The 17,792-nt window shown below is 73.4% G+C and carries 14 protein-coding genes and 1 pseudogene; 11 read left to right on the forward strand and 4 right to left on the reverse strand.

Features of this window, described 5'->3' with window-relative positions:
* Positions 1-88 precede the first annotated feature (88 nt).
* Both ACFYXS_RS28870 and ACFYXS_RS28875 read right to left on the reverse strand, forming a co-directional pair.
* Positions 89-2,437: a SulP family inorganic anion transporter gene (locus ACFYXS_RS28870; RefSeq protein WP_389253343.1), complete on the reverse strand. Its 2,349-nt coding sequence runs from the start codon at positions 2,435-2,437 to the stop codon at positions 89-91.
* A 231-nt stretch (positions 2,438-2,668) separates the two neighbouring features.
* A complete protein-coding gene (locus ACFYXS_RS28875; protein ID WP_389253345.1) occupies positions 2,669-3,649 on the reverse strand; it encodes an ATP-binding protein in 981 nt (326 codons plus the stop codon).
* A 193-nt stretch (positions 3,650-3,842) separates the two neighbouring features.
* Here ACFYXS_RS28875 and ACFYXS_RS28880 point away from each other — a divergent pair, with 193 nt between their 5' ends.
* A complete protein-coding gene (locus tag ACFYXS_RS28880) occupies positions 3,843-4,673 on the forward strand; it encodes an oxidoreductase (RefSeq protein WP_389253347.1) in 831 nt (276 codons plus the stop codon).
* 399 nt (positions 4,674-5,072) lie between these two features.
* On the opposite strand, the gene ACFYXS_RS28885 is transcribed toward ACFYXS_RS28880, so the two are convergent.
* Positions 5,073-5,897 carry an HAD family hydrolase gene (locus ACFYXS_RS28885; protein WP_389253350.1) on the reverse strand — a complete coding sequence of 275 codons (825 nt, stop codon included), beginning with the start codon at positions 5,895-5,897 and terminating at the stop codon, positions 5,073-5,075.
* 724 nt (positions 5,898-6,621) lie between these two features.
* Here ACFYXS_RS28885 and ssd point away from each other — a divergent pair.
* From ssd to ACFYXS_RS28920, 7 genes and pseudogenes are all read left to right on the forward strand, one after another.
* Positions 6,622-7,671, forward strand: a complete 1,050-nt coding sequence (gene ssd / locus ACFYXS_RS28890; protein WP_389253420.1) for a septum site-determining protein Ssd — start codon at positions 6,622-6,624, stop codon at positions 7,669-7,671.
* A complete protein-coding gene (locus tag ACFYXS_RS28895) occupies positions 7,668-8,822 on the forward strand; it encodes a TadA family conjugal transfer-associated ATPase (protein WP_389253352.1) in 1,155 nt (384 codons plus the stop codon). Before ssd ends, ACFYXS_RS28895 begins: the two co-directional genes overlap by 4 nt.
* Entirely contained in the window at positions 8,819-9,724 is a 906-nt protein-coding gene (locus ACFYXS_RS28900) for a type II secretion system F family protein (RefSeq protein WP_389253354.1), read from the forward strand. Before ACFYXS_RS28895 ends, ACFYXS_RS28900 begins: the two co-directional genes overlap by 4 nt.
* Positions 9,721-10,500, forward strand: a complete 780-nt coding sequence (locus ACFYXS_RS28905; RefSeq protein WP_389253356.1) for a type II secretion system F family protein — start codon at positions 9,721-9,723, stop codon at positions 10,498-10,500. Before ACFYXS_RS28900 ends, ACFYXS_RS28905 begins: the two co-directional genes overlap by 4 nt.
* Positions 10,501-10,509: 9 nt before the next feature.
* Positions 10,510-10,698: a DUF4244 domain-containing protein gene (locus ACFYXS_RS28910; RefSeq protein ID WP_389253358.1), complete on the forward strand. Its 189-nt coding sequence runs from the start codon at positions 10,510-10,512 to the stop codon at positions 10,696-10,698.
* The gene (locus ACFYXS_RS28915) at positions 10,685-11,080 is read left to right on the forward strand and encodes a TadE family type IV pilus minor pilin (protein ID WP_389253361.1); all 396 of its coding nucleotides are present in this window, start codon (positions 10,685-10,687) and stop codon (positions 11,078-11,080) included. The genes ACFYXS_RS28910 and ACFYXS_RS28915 overlap by 14 nt, the downstream gene beginning before the upstream one ends.
* Before the next feature lie 29 nt (positions 11,081-11,109).
* Positions 11,110-11,328 (forward strand): annotated as a pseudogene (locus ACFYXS_RS28920) (Rv3654c family TadE-like protein); the annotation flags it as partial.
* A 62-nt stretch (positions 11,329-11,390) separates the two neighbouring features.
* On the opposite strand, the gene ACFYXS_RS28925 reads toward ACFYXS_RS28920, so the two are convergent.
* Positions 11,391-13,781 (reverse strand): DEAD/DEAH box helicase, encoded by a 2,391-nt coding sequence (locus ACFYXS_RS28925; RefSeq protein ID WP_389253364.1) that lies wholly within the window; start codon positions 13,779-13,781, stop codon positions 11,391-11,393.
* 135 nt (positions 13,782-13,916) lie between these two features.
* Between ACFYXS_RS28925 and bldG the strand changes: the two genes are divergently transcribed.
* The 3 genes from bldG to ACFYXS_RS28940 all read left to right on the forward strand — a co-directional run bounded on the left by bldG (position 13,917) and on the right by ACFYXS_RS28940 (position 17,653).
* Positions 13,917-14,258, forward strand: a complete 342-nt coding sequence (gene bldG / locus ACFYXS_RS28930; protein WP_018562186.1) for an anti-sigma factor antagonist BldG — start codon at positions 13,917-13,919, stop codon at positions 14,256-14,258.
* 84 nt (positions 14,259-14,342) lie between these two features.
* Complete coding sequence (locus ACFYXS_RS28935; RefSeq protein WP_389253368.1) at positions 14,343-14,837, forward strand: ATP-binding protein; 495 nt, start codon at positions 14,343-14,345, stop codon at positions 14,835-14,837.
* Between the two features lie 395 nt (positions 14,838-15,232).
* The gene (locus tag ACFYXS_RS28940) at positions 15,233-17,653 is read left to right on the forward strand and encodes a sodium-translocating pyrophosphatase (RefSeq protein ID WP_389253370.1); all 2,421 of its coding nucleotides are present in this window, start codon (positions 15,233-15,235) and stop codon (positions 17,651-17,653) included.
* Positions 17,654-17,792: the final 139 nt, after the last annotated feature.

The following is a 17,792-nucleotide window of genomic DNA, read 5'->3' on the forward strand; positions in this document are numbered from 1 at the left end:
GGGACGGCTCGTCCGGCCGGCACGGTCCGCACGCACCCCGGCCCGCCGGCGGGTGGCCGGCGGGCCGGGGGACAGGGGGTGCGGCGGATCAGTGGACCGGGGCCGGTTCCTCCGGCCGGACGGCGGCGAACGTGCCGGTCCCGGCGTCGAGGACGTACGCCTGGGCCTCCGCGACGTGGAAGTACATGCCGTGCAGCTGCAGGGACCCCTCGGCCACCCGGCGGGCGACACAGGCGTGCGCCATCAGGTGGTCGAGCTGCTGGACGACATTGACCAGGGAGAGCCGTTCGAGGTCGTCGGTCACCGGGCGGTCGGCGACCGCGACCTCGCCGCGCCCCAGCCGCCCGATCCGTTCCATCCGGGCCAGACTCGGCCGTCCGTGCCGCAGCCAGCGCGCCAGCGGGGTCTGCGCGCCCGGATCCCGGCCCGCGCCGCCGAGCAGCGCCTGCATCGCGCCGCAGCCGGAGTGGCCGCACACGGTGATGCTGTCGACCTTCAGCACCTCCACCGCGTACTCGATGGCCGCGCCGACCGAGTCGCACGAGGCGTCGTCGCCGGGCGGCGGCATCAGATTGCCCACGTTGCGCACGGTGAACAGGTCGCCGGGGCCACTGGAGGTGATCATGCTGGTGACCAGCCGGGAGTCGGCGCAGGTGAGGAAGAGCTGGGTGGGCCGCTGCCCCTCCCGGGCGAGTCGCGCCAGCTCCTCCCTGACCAGCGGGGCCGTGTTGCGCTGGAAGGCACTGAGCCCGCCGACCAGCTGCCCGGCCCCTCCCGTCCCGGCGCCCGGCTTGGTGCAGTGGTGGTTGCGCCACGGCGTCCACGGGCGGCACGCGTGGCTGCTCGCCGGGACCGTGATCGGCGTGCCGGTACGGCCGGTCAGCGTCGCCCAGCCGCCGCGCGCCCGGTGCGCCTCGCACCAGTGGTGCAGGCTCTCGTACGCCGCGTGGTCCATGAACGAGCCGTCCAGCGCGACCACCGCGTTGGCCCCGTCCGGCACCTCCGCCAGTGCCCGGGTCAGCCGGGGCACCGCCAGGAACGTCAACTGCCCGCGTACGTGCACCCGGTGGACCCCGGACTCCTCCAGGACCGTGATCCGGGTGTGGGTCAGCCGCCGCAGCGACAGCACGACGGCCACCACGATGCCGGTCGTGACGCCCGCGAGGACGCCGAAGGCGACGACCGCGACCAGCGTGGCCGCGTACACCGGGAACTCCCGGTGCCGCTGCACATGCCTGATGTGCGCGAAGCTCACCATCTTCACGCCGACCACCATCACCAGCGCGGCGAGCGCGGCCAGCGGGATCAGCTCCAGCATCCCGGCCAGCAGCCCGGCGCACACCAGGACCCACACGCCGTGCAGCACCGTGGCCCGCCGGGTGCGCGCGCCCGCGGCGACGTTCGCCGAGCCGCGGATCGCGCCACCGGCGATCGGCAGCCCGCCGAGCAGTCCGGAGACGACGTTCGATGCGCCCTGGCCGAGCAGTTCGCGATTCAGGTCGGCACGGCCGCCGGTGCCGTCGCCCGGCCCGGCGCGGCCCGTGCGCAGCTTGTCCAGCGCCACCGCGGACAGCAGCGACTCCATGCCGGCCACCAGCGTGACCGTCAGGACGGCGGCGGCGATGCCGGCGACGGGCCCCTGCGGGAGGCCCGGCAGCGCCACCGCGTGCAGCGCGGGGAGCTCCACCCGGGGCAGCGCGATCGGCACGCCGACCGCCGTCGCCGCCGCGATGGCGGCCAGCGGCGCCGGAACGGCCGACCGCAGCGCCCGTCCCGCCCCGCCCGGCAGCCGTGGCCACAGGACGAGGACGGCCACGGTCACGGCCCCGACCAGCAGCGCCCCGAGGTGCGGCGCGGCCAACTGCCTGGGAAGCGCGGCCAGATTGGCCAGGGCCGAGCTGTCCGGCCGGCCTCCGAGGGCGACATGGAGCTGGGCGATGGCGATGGCGGCGCCGATGCCGGCCAGCATCCCGTGCACGATCGCGGGGCTGACGGCGAGCGCCGCGCGGGCCACGCGCAAGGCTCCGAGGGCGAGTTGGCAGACACCGGCGAGCACGGTGATGGCACAGGTGGTGCGCCAGCCGTAGCGGTGGACGAGGTCGGCGGTGACCACGACCAGGCTGGTGGCGGCCCCACTGACCTGGAGCGGGGCGCCGCCGAGCAGTCCGGCGACGATGCCGCCCACCGCCGCCGCGACCAGTCCGGCCTGGAGCGGGGCGCCGGTCGCGAGGGCGATGCCCAGCGACAGAGGGACGGCGATCAGGAAGACGGCGACCGAGGCGGACAGATCGTGCCGCCACACGGCGGCGCGGCCGCCGCCGTCGGCCCCCGGCGGCTGGGGGTGCGGCCCGGGGGCTCGCGATGGTTCCTTCCCGGAGCCCTGCGGGCGGCGGGGACGGCCGGGCGGCTGGGCTTTCGGCTGGTGCGTGGGGTGCATGTTCCCGTCTCCTCCGGGGCGGCGCGGCTGCGTGCGGCATGCGCGTACGCGGTCGTGGTCACGGCTGTGCGGCGGGTGCTGCGCACTGTGGTGCGCGATGGTCCTGCTGCCGAACCCCGGGGCAACGGTGGCGACGGAGTGTGACGGTCTCGCTACTCCCAAGAGTCGGTAAATGGAGAGTAATCCACACAAAAGGGCTTTGGATGAAGATTCGCCCGCATGGGTGAGCGATTACCTCGTGAGGGTGAGCCGTTCGTCCAGGACGAAGGCCGGGTCGACCTGGGCGGCCAGGTCGGTGCCGGTGCGCTCGTTGCCCCAGCTCTCGGCGTTCTTCAGGTGGAAGTGCACCATCTGGCGGGTGTAGCGCTCCCAGTCCCGCGACGTGTACGCCGCGTCCGCGGCCTCGTGCATGACGCGCAGCGCGCGGCGGTTGGGCTCCTCCAGCGCCGCGAAGTGCGGCGGACGGCCCTTCTCCATGGCGCGCACCCAGTCGGAGTGGCCCACCGTCACCAGCAGGTCGTCCCCGGTCTCCGCCCGCAGGAACTCCAGGTCGTCCGGCCCCTGCACCTTGTTGCCGACGACGCGCAGCGCGACGCCGAAGTCCCGGGCGTACTCCTTGTACTGGCGGTAGACGGCGACGCCCTTGCGGGTCGGTTCGGCCACCAGGAACGTCATGTCGAAGCGGGTGAACATCCCGGAGGCGAAGGAGTCGCTGCCGGCCGTCATGTCGACGACCACGTACTCGTCGCGGCCGTCCACCAAGTGGTTGAGGAACAGCTCCACCGCGCCGACCTTGGAGTGGTAGCAGGCCACGCCGAGGTCGGACTCGCTGAAGGGTCCGGTGACCATCAGGCGCGTCTCGCCGCCCTCCAGGGACAGCGGGCGGGCGCAGGCGCCGTACACCGGGTTGTCCTCGGTGACCCGCAGGAGGCGCGAGCCGTGCCCCGGCGGCGTGGTCTTGATCATCGTCTGCGCGGAGGCGATCCGTGGATTGGCGCCGCGCAGGTACTCCTTGATCTCCGGCAGGTGTGCGCCCATCGCGGGGAAGGCGGCGGCCTCCTCCTCGTCGAGCCCGAGCGCCGGGCCGAGGTGCTGGTTGATGTCCGCGTCGACGGCGACCACGGGGACGCCGGCGGCGGAGAGGTGGCGGATGAAGAGGGAGGACAGGGTCGTCTTGCCACTGCCGCCCTTTCCGACGAAAGCGATCTTCATGTTCGATAAGCGTAGTGGCGGCCATGCCGCGTTCCCGTGTGTTTCCCGTGTGTCACGCCGGGAGTTCACCCGTCGGTGGACGCGGCGGTCCCACGGACGGACCCCTCCGGGGCCCTCGGCGGCCCTTCTCGGCCCGGGTGACGAACCCCACTCGCGCGCCGGGGCGCCGACCGGGGTGCGTAGGGTCGTACTCATGGGTACGACAGCTGATCCGCTCGCCGTTCTCGGCTCGCTCCCCGGAGTCGCCGATTCCGTGGCCCTCGTGCGCAAGGCCGTGGACCAGGCCTACGGGCACCGGGTGATGCGCCGCCGCTCCGACGAGGTGGCCTCCGAGGCCGCACTGCGCGGGGCCCGCGGCTCGGCCGCGCTCGCCGGCGCCGACTGGGCGCTGGAGGAGGTCCGCCGACGCAGCGACTTCTCGGTCGACGGCGAATCGCGCACCGTCGGCGCCGCGCTGCGGCTGACCGCCGAGTCCGGCCAACTGCTCGGTGTCTGGCGGCAGTCGCCGCTGCAGGCGCTGGCCAGGCTGCACCTGGTCGCGGCCGGAGGCGCCGCCCCGGACGACACCGTCGGCCGGCCGCGGCTGGCCGGGGAACCGGTCGACGAGCCCCTGCTGCAGGCGGCGGAGTTCCCGTTGCCCGCGTCCTCCGAGGTCGTGGCCCGGCTCGACGGCCTCGCCGAACTGCTGCTCGCGGGCAGCGAGGCGCCCGCGCTCGTCGTCGCGGCCGTCGTGCACGGCGAGCTGCTCTGCCTGCGCCCCTTCGGCACCTGCAACGGGCCGCTGGCGCGCGCCGCGCAGCGCGTCGTGCTGGTCGGCAGCGGCCTCGACCCCAAGTCGATCTGCCCCGCCGAGGTCGGCCACGCCGAACTGGGCCGCGCCGAGTACCTCAAGGCGCTGCGCGGCTACGCCTCCGGCACACCCGACGGCATGGCCGCGTGGATCGCCCACTGCGGCCAGGCGCTGGGGCTGGGCGTCCGGGAGAGCGTGGCCGTCTGCGAGGCGCTGCAGCGCGGCGCGGCCTGACCGGGACCCCGGGAACGAAGTTGCGGCGGCACCCTGAGGTGCCGCCGCTGGCATGATCGTCGAGTTACCAAGCGTGCACGATGTTTGCCCATCAGGTCGGAGTCTTTGCCCGTACCTGGTGCGGCCGGCCCGGTCAGCGGGTCTGCGTCGCGTGGGTGCCCGGTGGTCATGCTCGGTCCGTGGGGCCTGATACGACGGGGTTCCTCTCGGATGTCCGTGGTCACGCGGGCCTTACGACCTTTGTACTGCACCTGCGGAGGAACCGGAAGCCCTCACCGCACTTCTTTGCATACCGGGACGACCAGCGTGATCCGCACCAAATGGGCAGGTGGTGGAGGTGGGGCCGCGGGGCGCGGTGGTGCGGGGGTGCCTTTGAGTCGGCGGGCCGGCGGCCCGGGGTCAGGCCGTGCGGCGGCGCCGGGTGGCGTACCAGACCAGGCCGGCAGTCGCCGCGGCGGCGCCCACCGCGGCGAGCGCCAGGGCGGGGCCCGTCGGGATCGCCAGGGACGGCACCCGCTGGTGCAGCCGCACCGGGCGGCTGAAGGTGAGGACCGGCCACTCGCGCGAGACGGCCTCGCGGCGCAGCCCGCGGTCGGGGTTGACGGCGTAGGGGTGCCCCACCGCCTCCAGCATGGGGACGTCGGTGACGGAGTCGCTGTAGGCGAAGGACCGCTCCAGGTCGTAGCCCTCGGACTCGGCCAGCCGGGCGATCGCCTCCGCCTTGGCCGGGCCGTAGACGTAGTGGTCGATCCGGCCGGTGTAGCGGCCGTCCTCCACCGCCATCCGGGTGGCGACCACGTGGTCGGCGCCCAGCATCTCGCCGATCGGTTCCACGACCTCGGCGCCCGAGGCGCTGACGATGACGACGTCGCGGCCGGCGAGGTGGTGCTCCTCGATGAGGGAGGCCGCCTCGTCGTAGATGATCGGGTCGATGAGGTCGTGGAGGGTTTCGGCCACGATCTCCCGGACCTGCTGGACATTCCAGCCACGGCAGAGCTCGGAGAGGTACTTTCGCATCCCCTCCATCTGGTCGTGGTCCGCGCCGCCGAGCAGATACACGAACTGGGCGTACGCGGTCCGCAGCACGGCGCGCCGGTTGATGAGGCCGCCTTGATAGAAGGGCCTGCTGAACGCCAAGGTGCTCGACTTGGCGATCACCGTCTTGTCGAGATCGAAGAACGCGGCGGTACGCGGCGACAGGTGGTTTTCCACGAGGACGAGCATAGGGACCCACCATTCGGCGTAAGCTCGGCCGCGTGGGTTTGCCTGAGAAGGCCTTCGGGTACACCATGGAAGTCACGGATCGTTCGCGACCGTGCTAACCCGGTCTGGCTCCTCCCCCCCCGAGTCGGACCGTGGGGACGACCCCCGCTCTCCCCCCCGGCGGGGGTCGTCGCATGTCCGGGGACAGTTTCAGCGCTGAGGCCCGAGTGGCCCCGCTCCGTTTTCCGCACTCCACCGCTGTCGGCGGGCGGATCTCCTCATGCCCCGTGATCGTCACTTTACGTGACGCATTGGCGGCGCTGCGAATCCGGTCTGCGGTCCGGTGGAAGTGGTCGAACTCACCCGCACGGGTGGCGGAGATATCCACAACCCCTGAGTTATCCACCGATTCCAAGCAAGATCAACAACTTTCGCCAACTCGCGTGACTCTGGCCGTAAATGTTGCGCCGGAGATGTGCTCGGCGCTTATGCCCGGTGCCGTTGGGGCGGGCCGGAACGAGCGAGGAGTGCGGGGTAGGTCGTGGTCGATTCAATCAAAGCCGGGACAAAGGGAACGCGGGACGATAATCGGGCAAACGGAAGGCTGACCGGAAGGCCACCCGGAGCGACTCCGCGACCGGGTTCGGGAACGCGGTGGGGGACGAGGGCGGGCGGAGCGCCTCCCGGTGAGCCGGGGCGCGGCAGCCCTCCGCCGCCGGCCGGGCCGGCCGACGGCACGGGGCCGCTGATCGTCACCGAGGACGGCGACCTGCTGGACGACCTGCTGCGGCTGTGTGCGGCGGCGGGTGCCGAGCCCGAGGTGGTCTTCGGCGCGCCGCCGGGGCCGCGGAACTGGGAGCGCGCTCCGCTGGTGCTGGTCGGCGCGGCCGACACCCGGCGGCTGTCCGGCACGGTCCGGCGTCGCGGCGTGCTCCTGGTGGGGCGCGATCTGGACGACCCCGATGTCTGGCGGCGCGCGGTGGACGTGGGGGCCGACCACGTCGCCTTCCTGCCCGACGCCGAGTCCTGGCTGACCGACCGGATCGCCGACGCGGCGGAGGGCGTCGGTGACCCGGCCCTCACGATCGGGGTCGTCGGCGGCAGCGGAGGCGCCGGGGCCAGCACCCTTGCGTGCGCGATGGCCGTCACGGCGGCGCGCACCGGACGGCGCACGGTGCTCGTCGACGCCGATCCGCTCGGCGGCGGCCTGGACGTGCTGCTCGGTGCGGAAAGGGTGGCCGGGCTGCGCTGGCCGGACCTCGCCGAGTCCCGGGGCCGGGTCAACAGCGGGGCCCTGGAGGACTCACTGCCGCGGGCGCACGCCCTCAGCGTGCTGAGCTGGGACCGCGGGGACACGGTGGTCGTTCCGCCGCAGGCGATGCGGTCGGTCATGGGTGCCGCCCGGAGGCGCGGCGGAGTGGTCGTCGTGGACCTGCCGCGGCGGATGGACGAGGCCGTGACCGAGGCGCTGGCGCAGACGGACGTGGGCCTGCTGGTCGTGCCCGCGGAGCTGCGGGCCGTCGCGGCGGCCGGGCGGGTCGCCTCCCGGATGGGCATGGTGCTGCGGGACCTCAGGGTCGTCGTCCGCGGACCGTTCGCCTCCGGGCTGACCGACGAGGCCGTCGCCGAGCTGGTGGGCCTGCCCCTCGTGGGCGAGCTGCCGGCCGAACCGGGGCTGCCCGCGTCCCTGGACGGGGGCGAACCGCCCGGGGGCGGCGTGCGCGGACCGCTCGCCCGTTTCTGCACGGCGTTCCTTGCGGCCGCCCTGCCGAGCGGCGGGAGCGTGACCGCATGAGCGCCGAGGTGATGGCCCCCGGACTGCTGGACGCCGTGCGGCTGCGGCTCGCCGCCGCCGGGGACGAACCGACCCCGGCGGGCGTGGCCGCCGCCCTGCGGGCGCAGGGCAGGTTGCTCGGGGACACCGAAGTCCTGGACGTGGTGGCCGCGTTGCGCTCCGAGATGGTCGGAGCCGGTCCGCTGGAGTCCCTGCTCGCCGCGCCCGATGTCACCGATGTACTGGTCAACGGACCGGACGAGGTCTGGGTCGACCGCGGCGCGGGACTGGAGCGCACGGGCGTGCGTTTCGCGGACGCGCTCGCCGTACGCCGGCTGGCGCAGCGGCTCGCCACCGCCGCGGGCCGCCGGCTGGACGACGCCCGCCCCTGGGTGGACGCCCGTCTCCCGGACGGCACCCGGTTGCACGCCGTACTGCCGCCGGTGGTGGTCGGCGCGCCCTGTCTGTCACTGCGCGTCGTGCGCACCCGCGCCTTCGCCCTGGAGGAACTCGTGTCCGCGGGCAGCATGGACCGCGGCACGGCCGCCCTGCTGCGGGCGGTGCTCGACGCCCGCCTGTCCTTCCTCGTCTCCGGCGGCACCGGTTCGGGCAAGACGACCCTGCTGAGTTGCCTGCTCGGCCTGGTGGACCCGGGTGAGCGCATCGTCCTCGCCGAGGACTCCGCCGAGTTGCGACCCCGGCATCCGCACGTCGTACGGCTGGAGACCCGGCCCGCCAACCAGGAGGGCGCCGGGCTCGTCACGCTGCGGGACCTGGTACGGCAGGCCCTGCGGATGCGGCCTGACCGGCTGGTCGTGGGCGAGGTGCGCGGGCCCGAAGTGCTCGATCTGCTGGGCGCCTTGAACACCGGGCACGAAGGAGGCTCCGGCACTGTCCACGCCAACGCCGCCTGCGACGTCCCGGCGCGGCTGGAGGCGCTGGGCGCCGTGGCGGGACTCGACCGGGCCGCGCTGCACAGCCAGTTGGCCGCCGCCTTGTCGGTGGTCGTGCACCTGGTCCGGGACCGCTCGGGGCGGCGCCGGGTCGCCGAGATCCATGTGCTGGAGCGCGGCGCCGACGGCATCGTCTGTACCGTCCCCGCCCTTCGTGACGGCGAACGGGGCCCCGGATGGGCGCGGTTGGCCGCGCTCTGCGAGCGGGGTGCGGCATGAGCGCCGCGGTGTTCGGCGCCGTGCTGTGCGCGGGCGTGGCGGCGTGGGTGCTGTGCGGGCGGAACGAGGCGGTGCGCCGGGCGCGAATGCTCCTGGCGGCCCCCTGGGGGCCGCCGGGGCCGGCGGGCGGGGTTCCGGGCCTGCGGAGGCTGGAAGTGCGCACCCAGGCCCTTCTGGAGCCTTTCCGGGTCCGTTTCGGATGGCGGCTCGGGCGCGAACTGTTGTGCTTGCCCGCGGGGTTGGTGATGGCGGTGGTCGCGCACTCGGCGGTGCCCGCGGTGCTGGCGGCCGGCGCGGTGCCGCTGGTGGGGCGCTGGCTGCGTGGTCGGGAGTCGCGGGCGGTGGCCGAGGAGCGGGCGCTGGCCGCGGGGGCGTTGTGCTCGGCCGTCGCGGGCGATCTGCGGGCCGGACTGGCGCCGCAGGGCGCGCTGGCCGGAGCGCTGCTGCGGGAGGGCTGGCCGGGCAGGCTCGCCCTCGCCGACGCCGCGTTGCCGCTGCTGGCCGCCGCACGCTTCGGCGGTGATGTGCCGGCGGCACTGCGGACGGCCGCCCGGCTCGACGGCGCGCAGGGGCTGGCCGGGGTGGCCGCGTGCTGGCAGGTCGCGGTGGACGGCGGGGCCGGGCTCGCGGACGGCTTGGACCGGATCGCCGCGGCCCTGCGTTCCGAGCGCGAACAACGGGAGGATCTGCGCGCCCAGTTGGCCGCGCCCCGATCCACGGTGCTGATGCTCGCGCTGCTGCCGTTGTTCGGGCTGGTGCTGGGCACCGGGCTGGGCGCGGACCCGGTGGGAACGCTGCTGCGCACTCCGCTCGGGCTGGGCTGCCTGGCCGCCGGCGGACTGCTGGAGTGGGCCGGGCTGGCCTGGACCGCGCGGATCGTACGGACGGCGGAGGCGTCATGAGCGGCGAGTTCGTCCACAGGCTGGGGATCGTCGTGGCGCTCGTGGCCGCCGCCCTGTGCACGGCGGGGGCACTGGCCGCGGGCCGCCGGGAGCGGGCGGCCCGGCGCCGGGGCCGGCAACTCCTGGGCCGCGCCCCTGCCCACCACGCCCGCACCCGGGCACGACCGCACCTGAGCGCCGTGCGCACGTGGGGGCCGGTCGCCGGTGTCGCCATGGGCGCCTTCGCACTGGTCGGCGGCCTGCCCGGCTGCCTTGCCGGGCTCGCCGCGGCGTACGGGATACGGCGGTGGCAGCGCCGGCCGCGCGCCGACGGTGACACGGACCTGCTCCGTGCGGAGCGGCAGCTTCCGCTGGCCGCCGATCTGCTCGCCGCCTGCGTGGCGGCCGGGGCCGGTCCGCGGGAGGCCGCCGAGGCGGTCGGATCGTCTCTCGGCGGACCCCTCGGCGAGGCGCTGACCCGGGCCGCCGCGGAACTCCGGCTGGGCGGCGACCCGGCCGAGTGCTGGGCCCGGCTGGACCGGCTCGGCTGCCGGGAACTGGCGCGCTGCATGGAGCGTGCCGCGACGACGGGCGTGCCGCCGGTCGAGGAGATCTCGCGGCTCGCCACCGGCTGCCGCGCCGCGCACGCCCGCTCGGGACTCGCCCGGGCACGGCGCGCCGGAGTACTGATCACGGCCCCGCTGGGGCTGTGCTTCCTGCCGGCCTTCCTCCTCGTGGGGGTCGCGCCGGTGGTCATGGGACTGGCGGGGGCGATCCTCGCCGGCGGAACGATCTGAGGGGGAGTCATGCGATTTCTGAGGAAGCTGGCCCGCCGGTGCAGGACCGGCGAGAGCGGGATGACGACGGCCGAGTACGCGGTCGGCACCCTGGCCGCCTGCGGCTTCGCCGCCGTGCTCTACAAGGTGGTCACCTCCGGCGCGGTGAGTGCCGCGCTCGGCGGTCTGATCAAGCGGGCCCTCGATGTGGCGTTCTAGGCGGGCCCGGGACGGCGGTTACGTCACGGCCGAGGCCGCCGTCGTCATCCCGTCGCTGGTGCTCCTGACGGCGATGCTGCTGTGGGGGCTCGCGGCCGCCGCCGCGCAGATCCGGTGCGTCGACGCCGCGCGGGCCGGGGCCCGCGCGGCGGCCCGCGACGAGCCGGAGGGCGCCGTGCTGGCGGCCGCCCGCTCCGCGGCACCCGCCGGGGCCGGTATCGCGGTCCGGCGCGGCGAGGGCCTGGTCCGGGTGACCGTCGAGGCCCGTTCGCTCTCCCTCACCCTCCACGGCGAGGCGGTCGCCGCCGTGGAGGGGCACGAAGGTCAGGAAGGCCGAGAGGGGCAGCAGGAGTCCGCCCGGCAGCCGGGGGAGGCGTCGTGAGGCCCCGGGGCGACCGGGGCTCGGCCACGGTGTGGGCGACGCTGCTGGGCGCCGTCCTGGTCCTCGCGGCCTGCGCGGTGCTCGCCATGGGAGCCGCGATCACCGCCCGGCACCGTGCCGGGGCCGCCGCGGACCTGGCCGCCCTCGCCGCGGCCGACCACGCCCTGCGTGGCGGGGAGGCGGCCTGCGCGCTCGCCGCGAGGGTGGCCGCGGCGCAGCACGCCCGCCTGGTGCGCTGCGCGGTGACCGGCGAGATCGCCGACGTCACGGCCGCCGTGGGGCCCGCCGAGGTCCGTTCCCGGGCCGGGCCTCAGGACTCGGCGGGCGGCTCGCCGCTGCCGCCGTCGCCGGGGGCGGTGGTCAGGAGCACGTCCAGGACGCGCACCGCGGCCGCCTTGTCCAGGGGCTCGTTGCCGTTGCCGCACTTGGGGGACTGCACACACGAGGGGCAGCCGAACTCGCACTCGCAGGACGCGATCGCCTCACGGGTCGCGGTCAGCCAGGTCCGGGCGGTGTGGAAGGCGCGTTCGGCGAAGCCGGCACCACCGGGATGGCCGTCGTAGACGAAGACGGTGGGCAGCCCGGTGTCGGGGTGCAGCGGCACGGAGACACCGCCGATGTCCCAGCGGTCGCAGGTGGCGAAGAGCGGCAGCAGGCCGATGGAGGCGTGCTCGGCGGCGTGGAGGGCGCCGGGCAGCTCCTCGGGGTGGACGGCGGCCGCGTCCAGCTGCTCGTCGGTGAGCGTCCACCACACGGCGCGGGTGCGCAGCGTCCGGGGCGGGAGGTCGAGCTTGCTCTCGCCCATGACCTCGCCGGTGATCAGCCGGCGGCGGAGGAAGGAGACCACCTGATGGGTGACCTCAACGGAGCCGAAGTGGAGGCGGGCCTCGCCCCACTCCTCCACCAGGTCCTCGTCGAGCACGGAGATCGAGGTGGTGTCACGTGCCATCGTCGAATACGGCGGGTCGGCCTGCTGCACCAGCGCCACCGACTCCTCCAGGTCCAGTTCGCGGACCAGGTAGGTGCGGCCCTGGTGCAGGTGCACCGCGCCCTGGTGGACGGTGGTGTGCGCGGCGCCCGCGTCGACCGTGCCCAGCAGGCGCCCGGTGCCGTCCTCGACGACCTGGACGGGCTTGCCGCCCTCGCCCCGGATGTCGGTGAGGTCCACGGCCCGCTCCCGGCGCGTCCAGTACCACCCGCCGGCCCGGCGCCGCAGCAGTCCGCGGCGCTCCAGCTGGGGCAGCAGCACGGCCGCCTCGGGGCCGAAGAGTTCCAGGTCGGCCTCGGTCAGCGGGAGCTCCGCGGCGGCCGCGCACAGGTGCGGGGCCAGCACGTACGGGTTGTCCGGGTCGAGCACGGTCGACTCCACCGGACGGCGGAAGAGGGCGTCCGGGTGATGGACCAGATACGTGTCCAGGGGGTCGTCACGGGCGATCAGCACGGCCAGGGCCCCCTGCCCGGCGCGCCCCGCCCGGCCCGCCTGCTGCCACAGGGACGCCCGCGTACCGGGGTACCCGGCCAGGAGCACGGCGTCGAGCCCGGAGACGTCCACACCCAGCTCCAGGGCCGTTGTGGACGCCAGTCCGAGCAGCCGCCCGGAGTGCAGCTCGCGCTCCAGGGCGCGCCGCTCGTGCGGCAGGTAGCCGCCGCGGTAGGCCGCGACACGCCGGGGCAGGGCGCGGTCGATCTCGGCGAGCCGTTCCTGGGCGATCACGGCGATCAGCTCGGCGGCGCGCCGGGAGCGGACGAAGGCCACCGTGCGCGTGCCGTCCAGCACGAGGTCGGTCAGCAGGTCGGCGGCCTCGGCGGTCGCCGTGCGCCGCACCGGCGCGCCGTGCTCGCCGCTCAGTTCGGTGAGCGGCGGCTCCCACAGGGCGAAGGCCAGTTCGCCGCGCGGGGACGCGTCCTCGGTGACCTCGGCCACCGGGACGCCGGTCAGCCGGGTGGCGGTCGCACCGGGGTCGGCGGCGGTCGCCGACGCCAGGAGGAAGACCGGATCCGCCCCGTACCGGGCGCAGACACGCCGAAGCCGTCGTATGACCTGGGCGACGTGCGAACCGAAGACACCGCGGTAGGTGTGGCACTCGTCGATCACCACGTAGCGCAGCTGCTTGAGGAAGGAGGCCCAGCGGGAATGGCCCGGGAGGATCCCCAAATGGAGCATGTCGGGGTTGGTCAGTACGTAGGTCGCGTACTGGCGGACCCACTCGCGTTCCTCGAAGGGCGTGTCGCCGTCGTAGACGGCCGCCCGGACGGCCTTGCCCAGCGGGGCCGCCAGGTCGGCCACGGCGCGCCGCTGATCGGCCGCGAGCGCCTTGGTGGGGGCCAGGTAGAGCGCGGTGGCCCCGCGGCCGTTCGGCGCCTCGGAACCGTCCAGCAGGGCGCTGAGCACCGGCACGAGGTACGCCAGCGACTTCCCGGAGGCCGTCCCGGTGGACACCACCGCCGACCTGCCCGCCAGGGCGTGGGCGGCGACGTGGGCCTGGTGCTCCCAGGGCCGGTCGATGCCGGCCAGTCGCACGGCATCGATCACTTCCCCACGGATCTGATCAGGCCAATCGGCATGGCGACCCACCCGCGGGGGCAGGTGCTCCGTATGGGTGATGCGCGCGGCTCTGCCCACCCCCGAGGCCAACCGCTCCAGGAGGGCGCGGGGGGAGGTCCGGCCGTGCGCCGACTGCGGAAGATGATCCTGAGCCATCGGCACTCAGTGTGTCACTGGCATGACGGACAATCGCCGTAAGGCGTCGTGCATGCCCGCTGGTAAGTGATTGAATGCCATCGCGGCTGCCGATCCATGGGGGGCGACCGCTCGATGCAAGGTGCTGGAGGATCCGTGGACCTGTCCCTGTCGACTCGAACCGTCGGCGACCGTACGGTCGTCGAGGTCGGCGGCGAGATTGATGTGTACACCGCACCCAAGCTGCGTGAGCAGCTGGTGGAACTCGTGAACGACGGTAGCTACCACCTGGTCGTGGACATGGAAGGCGTGGACTTCCTGGACTCGACCGGACTCGGTGTACTCGTCGGCGGGCTCAAGCGGGTTCGCGCGCATGAAGGCTCGCTGCGCCTGGTGTGCAACCAGGAGCGCATTCTCAAGATTTTCCGTATCACCGGTCTGACCAAGGTGTTTCCCATCCACACCTCGGTCGACGAGGCCGTCGCGGCCACCGATTGACGGCCGACGCCGGACCGCGGGGCACCGGGCGACGCCGACGCCCGGGCCCCAGTGTTGCTTGCCCACAGGCACGAGGGGGAGGCCATGCCCACCGTTGAACTGCTCTTCAGCGCACTGCCGGAGCACGTCCGCACCGCACGACTGGTGGCGGCTGCGGTAGCCCGCAGGGCAGGGGTGGACGAGGCCGTCCTCGACGAGGTCCGGCTCGCCGTCGGTGAGGCGTGCAGCCGGGCCGTCGGCCTGCACCGCAGCAGCGGTGAGGACCGGCCCGTGCACGTGCGGCTGACCGAGGAGGAGAAGAAGTTCACCATCGAGGTCGGTGACAACGGTCCCGATCCCTCGGCCACCGGTACGGACACCTCCGGCGCTTCCGTTCCCGCTGCCCGCACCGACGGGCCCGCAGAACACCCCGCGCCGCATCCGGACGGCGTCGATTCCTCCGAGACGTCGGAGGCCGAGGACGAGAGCCAGATGGGTCTCGCCGTCATCAGTGGTCTCGTCGACGACGTCGAAGTCGTCTCCGGCGAGTACGGCGACGTCATTCGGATGAGCTGGCCGCTCAATCCCGTCGCGCTCTAGCGCCCCTGCCGCGGGCCGCCCCGACCAGGGCCCCGCGGCATTTCGGCGTCGCCGCACATGTGTTCCGAACGGGCGTTCCGTGTCGCATCCGGAAACGCCGGCCCATGACTGCCCGAACGCCTTCGCCGCAGGTCAGTGCGGCGAGCTCGGCACGGCCCCGGTTCACTCTTCCTGTTGATCCACTTACACGCGGACTGTTCACCTTTTCCGGTGATATCTGCAGGTGGAGTGCTTTGTAATTCCCTGGTGGCGGCGAAATTCGGTTCCTGCGCCCTGTTTTGATCTAGTTGCGCTCCCTACAATCCGTCCATCTTTGCTCAGCTCACAAGCCTGAGCGTCGCGGCTGCGAAGTCGCCGAAGCCGCGCGCCCACGTGCCAAACGTCAAGGAGGACGAATGGCGGGGCCACTTACCCCTCACCTGCAGGACATCGCCCAACCACTGGCCGCAACGCCTGTACTGACCGACGGAAACCGCAATCTGGTGCTCGTCATCGCGGTGGTCGCCCTGGCCGCACTGGGCCTCGCCGTGGTGCTGGTCCGTCAAGTGCTCAGTGCCGACGAGGGCACCGACAGCATGAAGAAGATCGCCGCTGCCGTGCAGGAGGGGGCCAACGCCTACCTCGCACGGCAGTTCCGCACCTTGGGCGTTTTCGCGGTCGCCGCGTTCTTCCTGCTGATGCTGCTCCCTGCGGACAACCTGTCGCAGCGCATCGGACGCAGTGTGTTCTTCCTGGTGGGCGCCGTGTTCTCGGCGATCACCGGCTACATCGGCATGTGGCTAGCGGTGCGCAGCAACGTCCGTGTGGCGGCGGCCGCCCGGGCCGCCACCCCGGCGGAGGGGGAGCCCGCGGCCGATCTGACGACGGTCTCCCACCGCGCCATGAAGATCGCCTTCCGCACCGGTGGTGTGGTCGGCATGTTCACGGTGGGCCTCGGCCTGCTGGGCGCCTCCGCCGTCGTGCTGCTCTACAAGGCCGACGCACCCAAGGTGCTGGAGGGCTTCGGCTTCGGCGCCGCGCTGCTCGCGATGTTCATGCGCGTCGGCGGCGGCATCTTCACCAAGGCCGCGGACGTCGGCGCCGACCTGGTCGGCAAGGTGGAGCAGGGCATCCCCGAGGACGACCCGCGCAACGCCGCGACCATCGCGGACAACGTCGGCGACAACGTCGGCGACTGCGCCGGCATGGCGGCCGACCTGTTCGAGTCGTACGCCGTCACCCTGGTGGCCGCGCTGATCCTCGGCAAGGTCGCCTTCGGCGACTCGGGCCTGGCCTTCCCGCTGCTGATCCCGGCGATCGGTGTGCTCACCGCCATGATCGGCATCTTCGCGGTGGCGCCCCGGCGCAAGGACCGCAGTGGGATGTCCGCCATCAACCGCGGTTTCTTCGTGTCCGCCGTCATCTCGCTGGTGATGGTGGCCGTGGCGGCGTTCGCGTACCTGCCCTCGACGTACGCGGACCTGAAGAACGTGCCCGGCGACATCGCCTCGCACTCCGGTGACCCGCGCGTCCTCGCGCTGGTCGCGGTCGCCATCGGCATCGTGCTGGCCGCGCTCATCCAGCAGTTGACCGGCTACTTCACCGAGACCAGCCGGCGGCCCGTGCGGGACATCGTCAAGACCTCGCTCACCGGGCCGGCCACCGTCGTCCTGTCCGGTATCTCGCTCGGCCTGGAGTCGGCGGTCTACTCGGCCGTCCTCATCGGCCTGTCGGTGTACGGCGCCTTCCTGCTGGGCGGCGCCTCGGTGTGGCTGGCGCTGTTCGCGGTGGCACTGGCCGGTACCGGCCTGCTGACCACCGTCGGCGTCATCGTGGCGATGGACACCTTCGGTCCGGTCTCGGACAACGCCCAGGGCATCGCCGAGATGTCCGGTGACGTCCACGGCGCGGGCGCGCAGGTCCTCACCGACCTCGACGCGGTGGGCAACACCACCAAGGCCATCACCAAGGGCATCGCGATCGCGACCGCCGTGCTCGCGGCGACCGCGCTCTTCGGTTCCTTCAAGGAGGCCGTGGACACCGCCGTCCGGGACGCCAACGTCTCCGCCGGGGACCTGAGGTGGCTGGACCTGGACATCTCCCAGCCGAACAACCTGGTCGGGCTGCTGCTCGGCGCGGCCGTCGTCTTCCTCTTCTCCGGACTGGCCATCAACGCCGTGTCCCGGTCGGCGGGTTCGGTGGTCTTCGAGGTGCGCCGGCAGTTCCGGGAGCGGCCCGGGATCATGGACTACACCGAGCAGCCCGAGTATGGGCGCGTGGTCGACATCTGCACCAAGGACGCGCTGCGCGAGCTGGCCACGCCGGGTCTGCTCGCGGTGCTCGCCCCGGTCGCGGTCGGCTTCTGCTTCGGCGTGGGCTCGCTCGGCTCGTACCTGGCCGGAGCCATCGCCGCCGGCACCTTGATGGCGGTGTTCCTCGCCAACTCCGGCGGTGCCTGGGACAACGCCAAGAAGATGGTCGAGGACGGCCACTACGGCGGCAAGGGCAGTGAGGCCCATGCCGCGACCGTCATCGGCGACACCGTCGGCGACCCCTTCAAGGACACCGCGGGCCCGGCGATCAACCCGCTGCTCAAGGTGATGAACCTGGTGGCGCTGCTGATCGCACCGGCCGTCGTCAAGTTCTCCTACGGCGACGACGCCAACCTCGGCGTGCGCATCGGCGTCGCGGCGGTGTCGCTGCTGGTCATCGTGGGCGCCGTCTACATGTCCAAGCGCCGCGGTATCGCGGTCGGGGACGACGACGGCGACGACAAAGGCGGAGATCCCGGGGCCGACAAGCGGTCTGCCGACCCGTCGGCAACGGCGGTCGTCTGACGTCGAGTGAGCTGAATCCGGCACGAACCGTGCGGGCGCGGCGGGCGTCATCCACAAGGATGGCGCCCGCCGCCCGCGTTTGCGTCAGATCCCTCACCCTCTTTTTGGTTCATATGGGGTATTGATCTCCATATCGTGC

Source organism: Streptomyces sp. NPDC002574 (assembly GCF_042889545.1).
Taxonomy (GTDB): Bacteria; Actinomycetota; Actinomycetes; order Streptomycetales; family Streptomycetaceae; genus Actinacidiphila.